This is a genomic window from Nesterenkonia lutea (genome assembly GCF_014873955.1).
In the GTDB taxonomy this organism is placed as follows: Bacteria; Actinomycetota; Actinomycetes; order Actinomycetales; family Micrococcaceae; genus Nesterenkonia; species Nesterenkonia lutea.
Genome location: NZ_JADBED010000001.1, coordinates 233,622 through 249,062, shown reverse-complemented (window position 1 = coordinate 249,062; position 15,441 = coordinate 233,622). Strand labels below are relative to the sequence as shown.

Below are 15,441 nucleotides of genomic sequence, written 5' to 3'. Positions count from 1 at the left end.
GAACATGACCGGTGCACCTGTGAACTCAACAGACCAGCCCCGACAGACGGGCCCGACAGACCCGTCGGACGAGGCCGAGTCCGCCGCTCAGGATGCGGCCCAGGACGTCGAGCAGGATGAGGCCCCGGGTTCTGACCTGGACCTCCGTGGGGCCGGGCTGGCGGACGAGGAGCTGGCTGCGGTCACCGCGCTGCTCGGCACGCTGTCGGCCTCGGCGGAGGCCGAGGACAGCGGTGCCGGCACGGCCGGTCCGGCGGACCGGACCCTGCAGCGGCGTCGACGGCTGGGACTGTGGGGACGTCCCGGGGCTGACTCCTGGAAGCATGCGGCGGGACTGCGATGACCAGACTCGTCCTGGGCTCCGCCTCCACGAGCCGCGCCCGCATCCTGAACCAGGCCGGCATCGGTTTCACGGTGCGTGTCTCCCATGTGGACGAACCGGCGGCCGTTGCGGCCGCGGGGGCGCGCGCCGAGGGTCAGGCGATCACGCCGGCGGCGGAGGCTCAGCTGCTGGCCGACCTGAAGGCGGCCGCCGTCGTCGACCTGCCCGAGGTGCGCGCTGCGGCGGGGACCACCGCGACGGTGGTGCTCGGCTGTGACTCTGTCTTCGAGCTCGACGGCGTCAGCTACGGCAAGCCCTATGAGGTGGGCGTGGCCGTGGCGCGCTGGAGACTCATGCGCGGTCGCACCGGGGTGCTGCACTCCGGCCATACGCTCATCGATGCCAGCACCGGCCGCCGCGCCCAGCGGACGGTGTCCACCCTGGTCAGCTTCGGGGAGCCCACCGATGCGGAGATCCAGCTCTACGCCGAATCCGGGGAGCCGCTGCACTGCGCCGGGGCGTTCACCATCGACGGACGCGGGTCCGCCTTCATCGAGAAGGTTGAAGGCGACCACCTCTCGGTCATCGGGGTCTCCCCCGCGGCGCTGCGCGCGATGCTCGCCGAGCTCGGGCAGTCCATCACAGATTTCTGGTCCGCGCCGTCACCGGCGGCGCACCACTGAGACTCACCAGGGGCGGTACAGACTGCTCCTGCGAACCCGCTCCGGCGGGTGTCAGCGAAAGCAGAGAGAGGAACCATGACCGACTTCACCAAGGTCCTGATCGCCAACCGCGGCGAGATCGCCGTGCGTGTGATCCGCGCCGCCCAGGACGAGGGTCTCGCCGCCGTCGCCGTCTATGCCGATCCAGACCGCGACTCGGTGCACGTGCAGATGGCCGACGAGGCCTTCGCGCTGGGCGGAGCCACCGCTGCCGACAGCTACCTGAGCATCCCCAAGATCATCGCCGCGGCCCGGGCCACCGGCGCCGACGCGATCCACCCGGGCTACGGCTTTCTCTCCGAGAACGCCGAGTTCGCCCAGGCCGTCATCGATGCCGGACTGACTTGGATCGGCCCCTCCCCGCGGGCCATCGAGCTCCTGGGAGACAAGGTCTCGGCGCGTCAGCTGGCCGAGAAGGTCGGCGCCCCGCTGGCGCCAGGCACCAAGGAGCCGGTCAAGGACGCCAAGGAGGTCATGCGTTTCGCGGAGAAGCAAGGGCTCCCGCTGGCGATCAAAGCGGCCTACGGCGGCGGAGGACGCGGGATCAAGGTGGTGCGCGAACATGACGAGATCGCGGAGCTCTACGAATCCGCCGTCCGTGAGGCCGTCTCGGCCTTCGGCCGCGGTGAGTGCTTCATCGAACGGTTCCTGGACTCTCCTCGGCACGTCGAGACCCAGTGCCTCGCCGACAAGCACGGCAACGTCGTGGTGATCTCCACCCGGGACTGCTCCCTGCAGCGCCGCAACCAGAAGCTGGTGGAGGAGGCGCCGGCGCCGTTCTTGACCAGGGCGCAGAACCGGCAGCTCTATCGGTCCTCCAAGGCGATCATGCGCGAAGCAGGCTATGTGGGCGCAGGCACCTGTGAGTTCCTCATCGGTCAGGACGGCACGATCAGCTTCCTGGAGGTCAACACGCGGCTGCAGGTGGAGCATCCGGTCTCCGAGGAGGTCACCGGCATCGACCTGGTCCGTGAACAGTTCCGGATCGCCCGCGGGGAACGGCTGGGCTACGAGGACCCGGAGATCCGCGGACACAGCATCGAGTTCCGCATCAACGGCGAGGATCCGGGTCGAAACTTCATGCCCGCGCCGGGGACCCTGGAGACCTTCGACCTGCCCACCGGACCTGGTGTGCGCGTGGACTCCGGCGTCCATGCCGGGGAGACCATCTCAGGGGCCTTCGACTCCATGATCGCCAAGGTCATCATCACCGGCGCCACCCGGGAACAGGCGCTGCGCCGCGCCCGACGCGCGCTGAAGGAGATGAAGGTGGAGGGGATGCCCACAGTGCTGCCCTTCCACCGTGCGGTGCTCGAGGACGCGGCGTTCGCCCCGGAGCTGATCGGCGACTCCACAGGCGGCACGAGCAGCGGCCATCCCGGCGGCTCGGGCGCGCCGGCCTCCGCTGCCTCGGACCGGAGCGGACGACGCCGGCCGGCACCCACGGAGAGCTTCGGTGTGCACACCCGCTGGATCGAGACCGAGTTCGACAATCAGATCGAGCCCTACAACGCGCTGATGGCCCACCCGCCTCATGAGCGCGCCGGCGCCCGTGAATCCGTGGTGCTCGAGGTCAACGGCAAGCGCGTCACCGTGAACCTGCCGGCCGCGCTGGCGGCAGGCAGGCTCGGCGGCAAGCCGACGGGGGTCGCCAAGCGCCGGAAGGTCCGGAGCACCGGGGCGGCCGCCGTCTCCGGTGACGATCTGACCTCACCCATGCAGGGCACGATCGTGAAGGTGGCTGCCAAGGACGGCGCCAAGGTCGCCGAGGGTGATCTGGTCCTGGTGCTCGAGGCGATGAAGATGGAACAGCCGATCACCGCGCACAAGGCGGGCAAGCTCAAGGGGCTCAAGGCGAAGCCCGGCTCCACGGTCACCGCCGGCGAGGTCGTGGCCAGCATCGTCGACTGACGCTGCAGGCCGCTGGGTTCAGCGCTGGCGGGCGGCGACCATGTCCCGGACCCGGTCGAAGAGCGGATCTCCTGCCAGGAGTCCGGTGACCTCCGTGGTCAGCGCGTCGGCGTCGAGCTCGGTGAGCAGCGCCTGCAGCTGGCGGGTCTGCTCGTCCTCGCCCGATTCGAAGTACAGCGCCGCCTCCACGACGGCGAGCAGTCCTTCCACGCTGAGTCCGCGCTCCTCGGCCTCCACAGCGGGCCCGATGAGACGCTCATGTCGGGAGAGCTTGCGCAGCGGCTGCCGGCCCACCCGGTCCACGGTGTCGGGCAGCTCCGGGTTGCGGAACCGCTCCAGGATGGTCTCCCGGTAGTCGGCCATCTCCTCCGGAGCGAAGCCGTGCTTGTCCACCAGCAGCGCGGAGGTCTCCTCCAGCGCGGCACGGACTCCAGCGAAGACGCTCTCATCGGCCAGTGCCTCGGCGATCTTCTCCGTGCCGGCACGGAACCCGAGGTAGGCCGCGGCGGCGTGCCCGGTGTTGACGGTGAAGAGCTTGCGCTCGATGTAGGGGCCCAGGTCCTCCACGAAGTGGGCGCCCGGAATGTTCGGCCGCGCCGTGCCCAAGGGCCCCGACTCGATGGCCCATTCGTAGAAGGGCTCCACGGTGACATCCACTCCGCCGTCCACCGGCTGACCGGGAACGATCCGGTCCACGGCGGTGTTGGCGAAGACGGCCCGGGCAGACAGCTGCTTCCACTCCTCGCCTGCGAGCTCCTGCACATGCTCACGCAGCGTATCGGTGGCTCCCAGCGCGTTCTCGCAGGCCATGATCTGCAGCGGGGCGGCCTGCTCCTGGCGGCGACGCAGTCCCGCGAGAATGTGGGGGGCGATGAACTTCAAGATGGTGGGCCCGACAGCAGTGGTCACCACCTGGGCGGAGGAGACCTCGTCGGCCACCGCCTCGGGATCCTCAGAGCTGTTGACGGCGCGGAAGTTCGTGACCACCCGATCCTGCCCGCCGGCTCCCACCTCATGGACGGTGTAGCTCTCCGCCTGAGTGAGGGCGTCCACCAGCGGGGCCGCCACGTCCGAGAAGACGAGCTCGTAGCCGCCCTCATGCAACAGGGTTCCGACGAAACCGCGGCCGATATTGCCAGCGCCGAAATGGACTGCCTTCATAGTGTCTCCCAGAGGTTGAGTGCTCAGAACAGGGTGCCGAACAGCGGAGGGGTGCATCCCCGGGTGCCCCGGCGATGCACCCCTCCACGGTCAGGTCTTGCGATGGTTCGGCAGGTCAGCCCTTGTTGACTGCCGAGAGAAGCCGCAGCAGCTCCTCCTCGGAGGAGGCCTGCTTGAGCCGGGCCACCTCGGACTCGTCAGCGAAGAGCTCAGCGATCTTCGCCAGGATCTCCAGGTGCTCGTCCCCGACGCCGGCGATGCCGATCACGAAGGTGACCTTCTCCCCGGACCAGTCCACGCCGCCGTCGTAGCGGGTGACTGACAGGGCCGAGGCCTTCACGGCCGACTTCGCATCATTGGTGCCGTGCGGGATCGCCAGCTCGTTGCCCATATAGGTGGACACTGTGGCCTCGCGGTCCCGCATGGCTGCCAGGTAATCCTCGGTCACCGCGCCGGCGGAGCCGAGAATCTCGGCCGCCTCGGTCAGCGCCTGGTCCTGGGAGGCGGACCCGGCGTGGATCCGGACCTGGGACAGGGTGAGGATCTGTGAGTCGCTGCGGACGCGGGTGTCCGTGGCCACTCCCCCGGCCTGGTCCGAGCCGGCGCCGGAGGAGGGTCCGCCCTGCTGGGCTTCACTCTCGCGGACCAGCGCCACGACGTCGTCGTACTCCGGGGCGTTCATGAAGCTGTCCACCGAGACATGGACGGCCTGAGGCTCCTTGGCCTTGGCCCGATCGGTGAGCTGCTGCTGGGTGATGACCAGGTCAGCGTTGCCGGGGAGGGCTGCGATGGCCTTGTTGGTCACGCTGACGCCTTCGATGCCCGCACTGGTGATCTTCTTGCGCAGCACCGAGGCGCCCATTGCGGAGGAGCCCATGCCGGCGTCGCAGGCAAAGACGATGTTGGTGATCTTCTGTGCCGGCACCGCGGTGGCCGCGGAGAGGTTGGACAGATGCGAGGAGGACTTGCCCTTGTTCGCTTCGGTCTTGGCCACAGCCTCGGAGAAGCTGTCCTCGGTCGCCGCGAGGTCGCGCCTGCGGCTGGAGAGCAGGATGACTGACGCCACCGCGAAGGTCACAGCTGCGGAGAGGACGACCGAGAGGATCACACCGAGGTAGGAGTCCGAGGCGGTCTGTGCCAGCACGGCCAGGATCGATCCAGGCGATGCCGGAGCACGCAGGCCCGCATCGAAGACCATGTTGGTGCCCACACCGGTGGCGCCACCTGCGATGACTGCCAGCAGCAGGGCCGGCTTCATCAGCACGTAGGGGAAGTAGATCTCGTGGATGCCGCCGATGAACTGGATGAGCAGGGCGCCCGGGGCTGTGGCCTTTGCAGCACCCACACCGAAGATGGTGAAGGCGAGCAGGACGCCGAAGCCCGGTCCTGGGTTTGCCTCGAGCAGGAAGAGGATGGACTTGCCATTCTCTGCCGCCTCGGTGACGCCCAGCGGGGTCAGCACGCCGTGGTTGATGGCGTTGTTGAGGAAGAAGACCTTGGCCGGTTCGATGATGATCGAGGTCAGTGGCAGCAGGTTGGTGTCGATGAGCCAGCGCACTGCCGTGCCCATGACATCCATGAGTGCGTTGATGACCGGTGCCAGCCAGTAGAAGCCTGCGATGGCGAGCACGAACCCGGCGATGCCGGCGGAGAACATGTTGACCAGCATCTCGAAGCCGGACTTGATCTTGCCCTCCCACAGCTTGTCCAGCTGCTTGATCACGTAGGCCCCGAGCGGACCCATGATCATCGCACCGATGAACATGTGCACCTCACCCAGTGCGTCGGCACCCTCGGGGAGGCCTGCGTTGAACTGCGCCACGATCCAGTCCGAGCCTGCGATGACGCCCATGGTCGCGATGGCACCGACGACGGCGCCGCGCGTCTCATAGACCATGCGGCCGCCCTGCATGGCGATCAGCAGGGGCAGGAGGTAGTGGATCATCGGTCCGACGAGCGAGGCGAGTGCCTCATTGGGCAGGAACCCCGCCTCGATGAACAGCGCGGTGATGATGCCCCATGCGATCAGCGCGGGAATGTTGGGCATGATCATGCCCGAGAGGAATGAGCCGAACTTCTGGACGGCAACTCGCGCGCCGCCCTTCTCGTTCGTCTCAGCTGACACCGTTGTCATGGCGGAGCCTCTTTCTTCTGCTGGTGAGACGACCCCCTGTGGATGCGTCCAAGGTGGTGGTCCGCCTGGTGGCGGACCTGCTTCAGTGATTCAGGTCGTGATTCAGGTCTGATTCAGGTCGTGGTTCAGGACTGCTGGGCGACGCTCAGCGCCGATTCGCGCGCCTGCGCCGCCGTGGCCGCTGTCAGCGCGGCCGCAGCGATGCTCCGCGCCTGCTCGAGGGTGTGCAGCTTCAGCTCGGCGCGCACATCTGCGAGCGCCGCCGGGGACATGGAGAGCGTGTTGACGCCGAGACCGACGAGGACGACGGCGAGCAGCGGGTCCGCGGCAGCCTCGCCGCACACGCCCACCGGCTTGGCGGAGGCGATTCCTGCGGCGCCGACCTGGCGGATGAGCCGGAGCACCGCGGGGTGCCAGGGGTCCTGGAGGGAGGCGACGGAGCCGAGCAGCCGATCAGCCGCCATCGTGTACTGGGTGAGGTCGTTGGTGCCGATGGAGGCGAAGTCGGTGCGGGACATCAGTTCATCGGCCATCAGCGCGATGGAGGGGACCTCCACCATGACCCCGGCGATCTGCAGCCCGTGCTGCTTGGCCAGGGCCGTGAACTCCTCGGCCTCCTCCACTGTGGAGACCATGGGAGCCATCACCCAGACATCCGCCTCGGTGTTCTCCTGCGCCTGCGCCAGGGCGGTGAGCTGGTCCTTCAGGATCTGTTCGTTGGCCATCAGCGCACGCAGCCCGCGCAGACCCAGTGCCGGGTTCTCCTCGGGCTGATCGTTGAGGAAGCTCAGCGGCTTGTCGGCGCCGGCATCGAGCGCCCGCACGACCACCTTCTGGCCGGGGAACGCCTGGAGGACCTTCTGGTAGGCCTCCCGCTGCTCCTCCACCGAGGGCGCCTCGTCGGCGCTGAGGAAGAGGAATTCGGTGCGGAAGAGTCCCACTCCCTCGGCGCCCAGCTCCACGGCCTGGTCGGTGCTGGAGGCCGAGCCGAGGTTCGCCAGCAGAGGCACTGCGGTGCCGTCTGCCAGAGTCCCCGGTGTCAGCGGAGCTGCGGCCTCCTCCTCGCGGGCGGTCCGGCGCGCCTGGGCATCGCGGATCTGCTCGGCGCTCGGCTGGGTGTACACGATGCCGGCCACCGAATCCACGATGATCTGCTCGTCCTCGGTGAGCTCCGCGGCATCGGCCACGCCGACGATTGCGGTGATGGACTTCTCTCGGGCGAGGATCGCGGTGTGTGAGGTCGGCCCGCCCTGGATGGTGACCAGCGCCTGCACCTTGTCCAGGTCCAGCAGCGCGGTGTCGGCCGGGGCGAGATCCTCGGCCACCAGGATGAAGGGGTGTCCCGGGTCGGGGACCCCTGGTGCAGGAAGCCCGCGGAGACTGGCGATGACTCGCTGCGCGACGTCGGAGAGGTCCGCGGCGCGCTCACCCAGATAGCCGCCCAGCTGCTCCAGCGTGGCGCGGAATTCAGCGAAGGCCTCGTGGACCGCGAACTCGCCGGTCTTGCCGGCCTGGAGTCGGGTCTGCACCGCATCGGCCAGCGAAGGGTCCTGAGCCATCATGGCCTGAGCCTCGAGCACATCGCGAGCAGTGCCGCCGACGGCGCGGCCGCGCTCCTCGAGCTCTCCGGCGACCTCGCTGAGAGCCTCCTTGACGCGGTCTGTCTCTGCCTCGGGGCTCAGCTCAGAGGCCTCGTCCGCAGGGGCAGGGGGCGGCGGGGACATCCTGGCCACCGGTCCGGCGGCTATGCCCCTGCCGATCCCGATTCCGGAGAGCTCCGGCATCAGGAGGCCTCGTCGTGGTCGGTCTTCAGGAAGGTCTCCAGGCTGTCCAGGGTCTGCTCCTCGTTCTCACCCTCAGCGGTGAGCAGGACCTCGTCGCCCTTGTCCACCCCCAGGGAGAGCACCCCGAGGATGCTCGCGGCGTTGACCGACTTCTCACCCTTGGCGATCGTCACTTCGGCACCGGCGGCCTGGGCGGCCTCGACGAAGAGCTTGGCGGGGCGAGCGTGCAGGCCCTGGGAGGAGGCCACGGTGACAGTGCGGGTAGAGCTCATGAGAGTCCCTTTCGAGTGGAGGCGGCGGCCGACGCGTCGGTCATGGGTAGGACCTCCAGGATCAGTGCGAGGGCACTGGTGCCCTGGAGGTCCGAGTAGATGTCGGCAGGAAGGAGCCTGACCGCTGTGCCGGCCGGCGCAGTCAGCCCACGGATGTCCTCCAGGGAATCGGTCAGATGAGGACCGAGGAGGATCAGGTCCGCAGAGTCGAGGTCATGGAGCAGGGAGGTCTGATTGCCTGCTCGCACCGAATAGGGCACGCCGTTTCGGCGCATCGCCTGCTTCACGCGCTGCGCCACGAACGTGCTCGACGCGCCGGCTCCGCATACCACCAGGATCTCCATTGTTCTCGAACTCCTTCCTCCTCGATTGTGCAGTGATTCAGGGCACACCACACCCGTCTGGGGCCGAGAGTTCTTTCCGCCGGGGCGGAAAAACAGCATGCCGGGACCGGGCCGCCCGGTATGGTTTGAGCGTGGACAGGATGAGCAAGCGCCAGGAGCAGCTGGTCAATGTGCTTCTGCGCGAGCCTGACTGGATCACCGCGGGATCGCTCGCGGATCTCTTGGGGGTGACCCCGCGCAGCGTGCGCTCCTATATCGCCCAGATCAACGCCCGGGCCGATGACGAGCCCCACGCGATCGAGTCCGGACCCTCCGGGTACCGCGCGGACCGGGCGGCCCTGGCCGCGCTGCGCAGCGATTCGGCGCGGACCTCCACCCGGGATCGTCTGCACGGGCTGGTGCACCAGCTGCTGGAGTCGCGCAACGGCATCGATCTGCGCCGCACCGCGCAGAGCCTCTATGTCTCCGTGGCCACGGTGGAGGCGGATCTGGTGCGGGTGCGCGAGCTGCTCTCCGGGACCGGCGTCACCGTGCAGCGCACGGGCTCGCGCGCCCTGCTCAGCGGCGACGAGCTGGCTCAGCGGAGGCTGGTGTCCAAGCTCGCCCATGAGGAGATGGAGCGCGGATCCTTCGATGGAGAGGGACTGCGCCGGGCGGCAGGACTCGGCTCGCTGGAGGCTGAGTCATTCGGTCCGTTCAAACGCGCGCTGGCCGCGCAGCTGGCTGAACAGGGCTACTACGTCAACGAGTTCGCCTCCACCGACGTGGTCCTCCACGTGGCGATCGCCGCGGATCGGGTCAGCCATGGACATCCGCTGGAGGGGACCCACCTGCAGCCCAGTGCTCAGCAGGAGCGGCTGGCCGGGGTCATCGGCACGCTCGCCTCACAGCATTTCGGGGTCTCGCTGGGCCAGGGCGATCTGCACCACCTGGCCTCACTCGTGCTGACCAGAGTCGTGGCCTCCGATGGCAGCGCGGGCACGCAGGTGCCCCTGGACGCCGAGGTCGAGAAGGCCGTGATCCGCGCGGTGGGCCACGCCGCGGAGGAATACCTCGTGGACATCGCGCATGCCGACTTCATCCGTCGGCTGAGTCTGCATGTGCAGAACCTGGTCCACCGGGCGCGCGAGCAGGCCTGGTCGAGGAACCCGCTGACGAAGTCGCTGAAGGCGACCTATCCGATGATCTTTCAGGTGGCGGTCTCGATCGCCAGCGACATCGCCGAGCAGCTCGAGGTGACCATCCGTGAGGATGAGATCGCCTATATCGCGATGCATGTCGGGGGACGTCTGGAACGCAGCCGGCGCGCCGAGGCGGCCCTGACCGCGACCATCGTGTGTCCGGGGTACTACGAGCTCCATGACCTGCTGCGCTCCCGGCTCGATGAGTCGCTCGGACCCGGCATCGAGGTCACTGCAGTGGAGACCCGTGTGGACCCGGACTGGTCCGCCATGACCACAGATCTGGTGCTCACCACGATCGAGCCGCCGGTTCCCGACGAGCGGACGGTCCAGCTCGCCCCCTTCGTCACCGAGGCGGACATCGAGCGCATCGCCGCGGTGGCCTCGAAGCGCCGTCGCGCCCGCCGACTGGCGCGGCTGCGCGGTGAGCTGGAGCGCTACCTCAGTCCGGAGGCATTCCTCCGGCCGCTGCGGGCCAAGGACGAGGAGGACGCGATCCGTCAGCTCAGCGCGCCGCTCATCGCGCGGGGGATCATCGACGAGGACTATGTCAGCGGGACGATCGAGCGCGAGCGGCTCTCCTCCACCGCGTTCACCGAGTCCCTGGCGGTGCCCCACGCGCTGACCATGACCGCGCGACGCACAGCACTGTCGATAGGGATCGCCGAGAGCTCCATCCGCTGGGGCGAGGGTCGCATCCAGGTGGTGGCCCTGGCGGCCTTCTCCGAATCAGAGCGCGACGCCTTCCAGACCGTCTTTGAACAGCTGGTGGAGGTGCTCAGCGAGCGCGACTCGCTGCAGCGGATCCTGCGCCGTGGCACAGACTTCGGCCGGTTCCTCGACGAGCTCGCCGCGGTGATCGACGGCTGAACCGGTCCGGCCCGAGACTGGGCCGGACCGGTTCAGCGGCAGCTACTCGGTCGGCTGTGTGTACAGCGACTTCTTCGAGGTCTCAGGGGCGAGGATGAGCGCGATCACGGTCAGCGCGCCGAGGCCCGCCAGATAGAGCCCGACCGCGACGACGCCGTGGTTCTGCACGAGCCAGGCCGCCACGAAGGGGGTCAGCGCGGCACCGAGGATGGAGGCCGCGTTGTAGGCCACCCCGGATCCGGTGTAGCGGGTGTTGGTGGGGAACAGCTCGGGCAGCACTGCAGACATCGGGCCGAAGGTCAGGCCCATGAGCGTCATGCCCACGGCGAGGAAGATCAGCATCTGCCAGATGTTCAGGTCCTCCCCGGTGCCCATGGAGTCAGCAGAGAGCCAGAACCCGAAGCTGAGCCCGAAGAGCATGATCGCCACGGTGGTGACGATCAGCATGGGTCGGCGTCCGAACCTGTCAGCGAGCTTGCCGGCGACGGGCACGAAGATCGCGAAGAACACGATGGCGATCAGCTGCAGCACCAGGAAGTCCTGATAGCCGTATCCGAGTCCGCCGGTCTCATCCGAGCCGATGGCGTAGGAGAGGACCCAGGTGGTCATCAGGTAGAACAGGCCGTAGGTGGCGAGCATGATGAACGTCCCGAGGATGATCTCCCACCAGTTGCGGCGGAAGACCTCGCCGATGGGAGCCTTGACCCGCTCATTGCTGGCCATGGCCTTGGCGAAGACCGGGGTCTCCTCGATACGCAGCCGGACGTAGAGTCCGACGGCGACCATGATCACCGAGAGCAGGAAGGGCAGGCGCCAGCCCCAGACCAGGAAGGGATCGCTGAGGTCGCTCGCCGTGGAGTCATAGGAGAAGAGGGTGGCCAGCAGCAGGAAGAGTCCATTGGCCAGGATGAAGCCGAAGGGAGCTCCCAGCTGGGGCCACATGGCGGCCTGCGCACGCTTGCCCGGGCGGGCGGTCTCGGAGGCGAGCAGTGCCGCGCCGGACCATTCGCCACCGAGTCCCAGACCCTGGCTGAAGCGCAGGATGGTCAGCAGCGCCGGTGCCCACAGACCGATCTGCTGATAGGTGGGCAGCAGGCCGATCAGGAACGTGGCGATGCCCATGGTCAGCAGCGCCCCGACGAGGGTGGCCTTGCGGCCCACCTTGTCTCCGTAGTGGCCGAAGATGATCGCACCCAGCGGGCGCGCCACAAAGGCCGCGCCGAAGGTGGCCATCGAGGCCAGCAGCGCTGAGCCCTCGTCGCCGTAGAAGAACAGCAGCGGGAAGATGGACACCGCAGCGGTGGCGTAGATGTAGAAGTCGTAGAACTCGATCGTAGTCCCGATGAGCGAGGCCAGGATGATGCGGTGGCGCGGGATGGAACTGTGCGACTCGTCCACCGCGTCGAGGGGCCGAGGCGAGTTCTCGGACGCAGTGGAAGCAACGGGGGCAGGCATGAGAGGCATCTCCACAGGAAAGGATGAATGGTGTCAGGCGCCGCGAGCGGCGCAGAGCAGAAATACTAGGCCTGGCCGAGCCCGGTTCCGAAGCCGCGTCGCCGCTGTCTCAGCAGCTGAGACCCCAGGGATTCTAACTGTCCCGCAGCACGCAGCAGTCCACGGTCAGCGAACTCCGCAGTCCATGCCCAGGGGCCTCAGTGATACACCGCGAGGGGCCTCAGTAATACACGGCGAGCGGCCCGTGGGGGCCTTCGATGACCGTGACCTCGGTGTTGAACAGCCGGGAGAGCACCGCGTCCTGCATGATCTGTTCGGGGGGACCGTGTTCGGCGACCACGCCGTTCTTCATCGCCAGGATCTGGTCGGAGTAGTGCGCGGCGAAGTTGATGTCATGCAGCACGATGACCACGGTGCGTCCCAGCTCGTCGGCGGCGCGGCGCAGCTGCTGCATCATCTGCACCGCGTGCTGCATGTCGAGGTTGTTCAGCGGTTCGTCCAGCAGGACGTAGTCGGTGTTCTGCGCGAGCACCATGGCCACATAGGCGCGCTGTCTCTGCCCTCCGGAGAGCTGATCCAGATAGCGGTTCTCCAGCTCGCCGAGGTCCAGGAAGTCGATGGCCTCGGAGATGTGCCGTTCGTCCTCCGCAGTGAGCCTGCCCTTGGAATGCGGGAAGCGGCCGAAGCCGACCAGCTGCCGCACGGTGAGCCGGGTGACGAAGTGGTTCTCCTGGCGCAGGATCGAGAGGATCTTGGCGATGGTCTTCGACGGGGAGTTCACGACGTCGTGCCCGGCGACCTCGATCGTTCCGGAGTCGACGTCAAGCAGCCGACCGATCATGGTGAGGATCGTGGACTTGCCGGCCCCGTTGGGACCCACCAGGGCGGTGATGCCCCCGGAGGCGATCTCCACGGTCACCGGGCCGATCTGGACGGAGTCGCCCGCCGTCTTCGAGCCGTAGTTCTTGGCGACTTCGGTGAGGGTGATCACAGGCGACCCTTTCGCATCAGGACGGTCAGGAAGACGATTCCACCCAGGAGCTCGATGATCAAAGTCACGGCACCCTCGGCGTAGAAGATGTGGCGCATGATGAAGTACGCCCCGGAGAGGACGGTGTACCCGATCAGCATCGCCATCGGGAAGAGCATCCGGTGCGAATACGTGTCGGCGAACTGATAGGCGAGCGTGGCGACCAGGAAGCCGAGGAAGGTCATCGGCCCGACCAGCGAGGTGCTCATCGCCATCAGCACCGAGACCAGCAGCAGGATGATCATCACCTCGCGCCTGTGGTTCACCCCGAGGTTGTCCGAAGTGTCGCGTCCCAGCGCCACCACGTTGAGCCTGCGCGCTCGCCACCACAGCACCGAAGCGGCCAGCAGCGCGATCGGGATCGCAAAGGGGAGGTACTCGGCGCGGCCGTTGCCGATGCTGCCGAAGAGCCGTGCGGTGAGCACGTCGAACTCGCTGGGCGTCAGGATCCGCTGCATGAAGGTCGAGAGGGAACCGAGTCCGCCACCGATCACCACGCCGACGAGCAGCATGATGTGGATGTTGGAGAACTTCCCGCTCAGCAGCCAGGAGTAGAGGATGGTCGCGAAGAGGACCATCGCGGCCGCCTGCATCAGGAACTGCGGGAGCCCGGTGACCATGGTGACCCCGGCGATGCCGAAGAAGAACACGGCCCCCGTCTGGATCGCGATATAGAGAGACTCGAAGCCCATGATCGAGGGAGTGATGATCCGGTTGTTCGTTGCGGTCTGGAACGCCACCGTGGCCATGGCCTGGCAGAAGACGACGACGCCGATGATCAGCAGCGTCTCCACGCGCATCCCGGCGATCAGCCAGTAGCCCGAGGAGCCGAAGGGCATCGGATTGCCGTAGCCGAGGATCCCGAAGGTGAAGAGCAGCGAGAGGGATCCCAGCAGCACCATCACCGACCAGTAGCGCAGGGCGTGCCGCCGACTGGTGATGGCCCCGGCGTGCCGCGCCCTGTCCTGCCGAGTCCTGGGCCCCTGCGCTCCGGGTGCCCAGCTGGCCCCCTCGACGGGCGTCTGGGCGGAGCCCGACTGCTGCGTGCGGCGTGGACGGGGGCGCTGTTCGCGATCAAGCTGTGCGGTCATGTGACCAGCCCTCCTCGTCTGCGCTGCCGGAGCAGCAGTCCCACGAACACCACGGCCCCGACCACTCCGAGGACGAGCCCGACGGGGATCTCGAAGGGGGCGCGGATGGTGCGGCCGATCAGGTCACAGACGGTGACGGTGGCGATGCCCACCAGGCAGACCCAGGGGAGGTTGCTGCGCAGGTCGTCGCCGCGGAACAGGGAGACGACATTCGGCACGATCAGACCCAGGAACGGGAGGACCCCCACGACTGTGGCGGTCACTCCTGTGGCCACGGCGACCATGGCGGTTCCCATGAACAGCACCGCCGTGTAGTTCAGCCCCACGTTGGTCGCCATGTCCCGGCCCAGGCCTGCCACGGTGAACTGGTCGGCGGTGATGAACACGAGGACGGTCACCACCAGCACCAGCCACATCAGCTCGTATCGTCCCTCCACCACACCGGTGAAGGACCCCGCGAACCAGATTCCCAGCGTCTGCAGGTGATCGGTCATCAGCGCGATATAGGTGGTGAAGGAGCTCACCACGGCCCCGAGCATGATGCCGATGATCGGGACGATCAGCGAGGACTTCAGCGTCACCCGCTGGAGGAAGAGGAAGAAGATGATCGTGCCGATGAACGCCATCGTCACTGCCCCGCCCATCCGGGCGAGCATCGAGGCGCCGGGGAAGAGCCAGAGCACCAGGATCAGGCCCAGACCGGCCCATTCCGTGGTGCCGGTGGTCGTCGGTTCGACGAAGCGATTCTGCGTGAGCAGCTGCATGATCAGACCGCACATCGCCATCGAGGCACCTGCGAGCACCAGGGCGATCGTCCGGGGAACTCGGGTGATCCCGAACATCCAGAAGCCGTCCTCACTGAAGACTTCGTACTGGCCGGTGGTCAGCGAGAGCACGAGCAGCCCGCAGGTGATCAGGATCCCGATCAGCAGCGCCGGCGTGAACAGCCGCTGGCGTCGCGGACTGCGTCGCGGCTGCACCGGTTCAGCCACACCGGAGGGGATGGCTCCAGAGGCGGCGCCGCGCTGGCCTCGCAGGGGGGTGAAGCGATGATCAGGCATCTGAGGGCTTCCGGTGGGATGATCACGGTCGAGTCGCTAAGGTCTGCCTGGGTCGCTCAGGGCGGATCGGCTGAGTTCATGAGCCTAATAGCCAAGAGCAGTC

The 15,441-nt window shown here is 67.6% G+C and carries 13 protein-coding genes; 4 read left to right on the top strand and 9 right to left on the bottom strand.

What is annotated here, in order from left to right; all coding sequences use genetic code 11:
• The first annotated feature begins 4 nt into the window (after window positions 1-4).
• The 3 genes from H4W27_RS01220 to H4W27_RS01210 all read left to right on the top strand — a co-directional run bounded on the left by H4W27_RS01220 (window position 5) and on the right by H4W27_RS01210 (window position 2,955).
• Window positions 5-343, top strand: a complete 339-nt coding sequence (locus tag H4W27_RS01220) for an acyl-CoA carboxylase epsilon subunit (protein ID WP_192594317.1) — start codon at window positions 5-7, stop codon at window positions 341-343.
• A complete protein-coding gene (locus H4W27_RS01215) occupies window positions 340-1,005 on the top strand; it encodes a Maf family protein (protein ID WP_192594316.1) in 666 nt (221 codons plus the stop codon). Before H4W27_RS01220 ends, H4W27_RS01215 begins: the two co-directional genes overlap by 4 nt.
• A 75-nt stretch (window positions 1,006-1,080) precedes the next feature.
• Window positions 1,081-2,955 (top strand): acetyl/propionyl/methylcrotonyl-CoA carboxylase subunit alpha, encoded by a 1,875-nt coding sequence (locus tag H4W27_RS01210; RefSeq protein ID WP_192594315.1) that lies wholly within the window; start codon window positions 1,081-1,083, stop codon window positions 2,953-2,955.
• A gap of 18 nt (window positions 2,956-2,973) precedes the next feature.
• Here H4W27_RS01210 and H4W27_RS01205 read toward each other — a convergent pair whose 3' ends face one another.
• From H4W27_RS01205 to H4W27_RS01185, 5 genes are all read right to left on the bottom strand, one after another.
• Window positions 2,974-4,116 (bottom strand): mannitol-1-phosphate 5-dehydrogenase, encoded by a 1,143-nt coding sequence (locus tag H4W27_RS01205; protein ID WP_192594314.1) that lies wholly within the window; start codon window positions 4,114-4,116, stop codon window positions 2,974-2,976.
• Between the two features lie 115 nt (window positions 4,117-4,231).
• Window positions 4,232-6,250 (bottom strand): PTS mannitol transporter subunit IICBA, encoded by a 2,019-nt coding sequence (locus tag H4W27_RS01200; protein WP_192594313.1) that lies wholly within the window; start codon window positions 6,248-6,250, stop codon window positions 4,232-4,234.
• A gap of 125 nt (window positions 6,251-6,375) precedes the next feature.
• Window positions 6,376-8,034: a phosphoenolpyruvate--protein phosphotransferase gene (gene ptsP / locus H4W27_RS01195; RefSeq protein WP_192594312.1), complete on the bottom strand. Its 1,659-nt coding sequence runs from the start codon at window positions 8,032-8,034 to the stop codon at window positions 6,376-6,378.
• Window positions 8,034-8,306: an HPr family phosphocarrier protein gene (locus tag H4W27_RS01190; RefSeq protein WP_192594311.1), complete on the bottom strand. Its 273-nt coding sequence runs from the start codon at window positions 8,304-8,306 to the stop codon at window positions 8,034-8,036. Before H4W27_RS01190 ends, ptsP begins: the two co-directional genes overlap by 1 nt.
• Window positions 8,303-8,650, bottom strand: a complete 348-nt coding sequence (locus H4W27_RS01185; protein WP_192594310.1) for a PTS sugar transporter subunit IIB — start codon at window positions 8,648-8,650, stop codon at window positions 8,303-8,305. Before H4W27_RS01185 ends, H4W27_RS01190 begins: the two co-directional genes overlap by 4 nt.
• A 140-nt stretch (window positions 8,651-8,790) precedes the next feature.
• Here H4W27_RS01185 and H4W27_RS01180 point away from each other — a divergent pair, with 140 nt between their 5' ends.
• Entirely contained in the window at window positions 8,791-10,701 is a 1,911-nt protein-coding gene (locus H4W27_RS01180; RefSeq protein WP_192594309.1) for a BglG family transcription antiterminator, read from the top strand.
• Between the two features lie 42 nt (window positions 10,702-10,743).
• Here H4W27_RS01180 and H4W27_RS01175 read toward each other — a convergent pair whose 3' ends face one another.
• From H4W27_RS01175 to H4W27_RS01160, 4 genes are all read right to left on the bottom strand, one after another.
• Window positions 10,744-12,156 (bottom strand): MFS transporter, encoded by a 1,413-nt coding sequence (locus H4W27_RS01175; protein WP_192594308.1) that lies wholly within the window; start codon window positions 12,154-12,156, stop codon window positions 10,744-10,746.
• Window positions 12,157-12,376: 220 nt separating this feature from the next.
• Window positions 12,377-13,147: an iron ABC transporter ATP-binding protein gene (locus H4W27_RS01170; protein WP_192594307.1), complete on the bottom strand. Its 771-nt coding sequence runs from the start codon at window positions 13,145-13,147 to the stop codon at window positions 12,377-12,379.
• Window positions 13,144-14,277 (bottom strand): iron chelate uptake ABC transporter family permease subunit, encoded by a 1,134-nt coding sequence (locus tag H4W27_RS01165; protein ID WP_192594306.1) that lies wholly within the window; start codon window positions 14,275-14,277, stop codon window positions 13,144-13,146. Before H4W27_RS01165 ends, H4W27_RS01170 begins: the two co-directional genes overlap by 4 nt.
• Window positions 14,274-15,338 carry an ABC transporter permease gene (locus H4W27_RS01160; protein ID WP_192594305.1) on the bottom strand — a complete coding sequence of 355 codons (1,065 nt, stop codon included), beginning with the start codon at window positions 15,336-15,338 and terminating at the stop codon, window positions 14,274-14,276. The genes H4W27_RS01165 and H4W27_RS01160 overlap by 4 nt, the downstream gene beginning before the upstream one ends.
• Window positions 15,339-15,441: the final 103 nt, after the last annotated feature.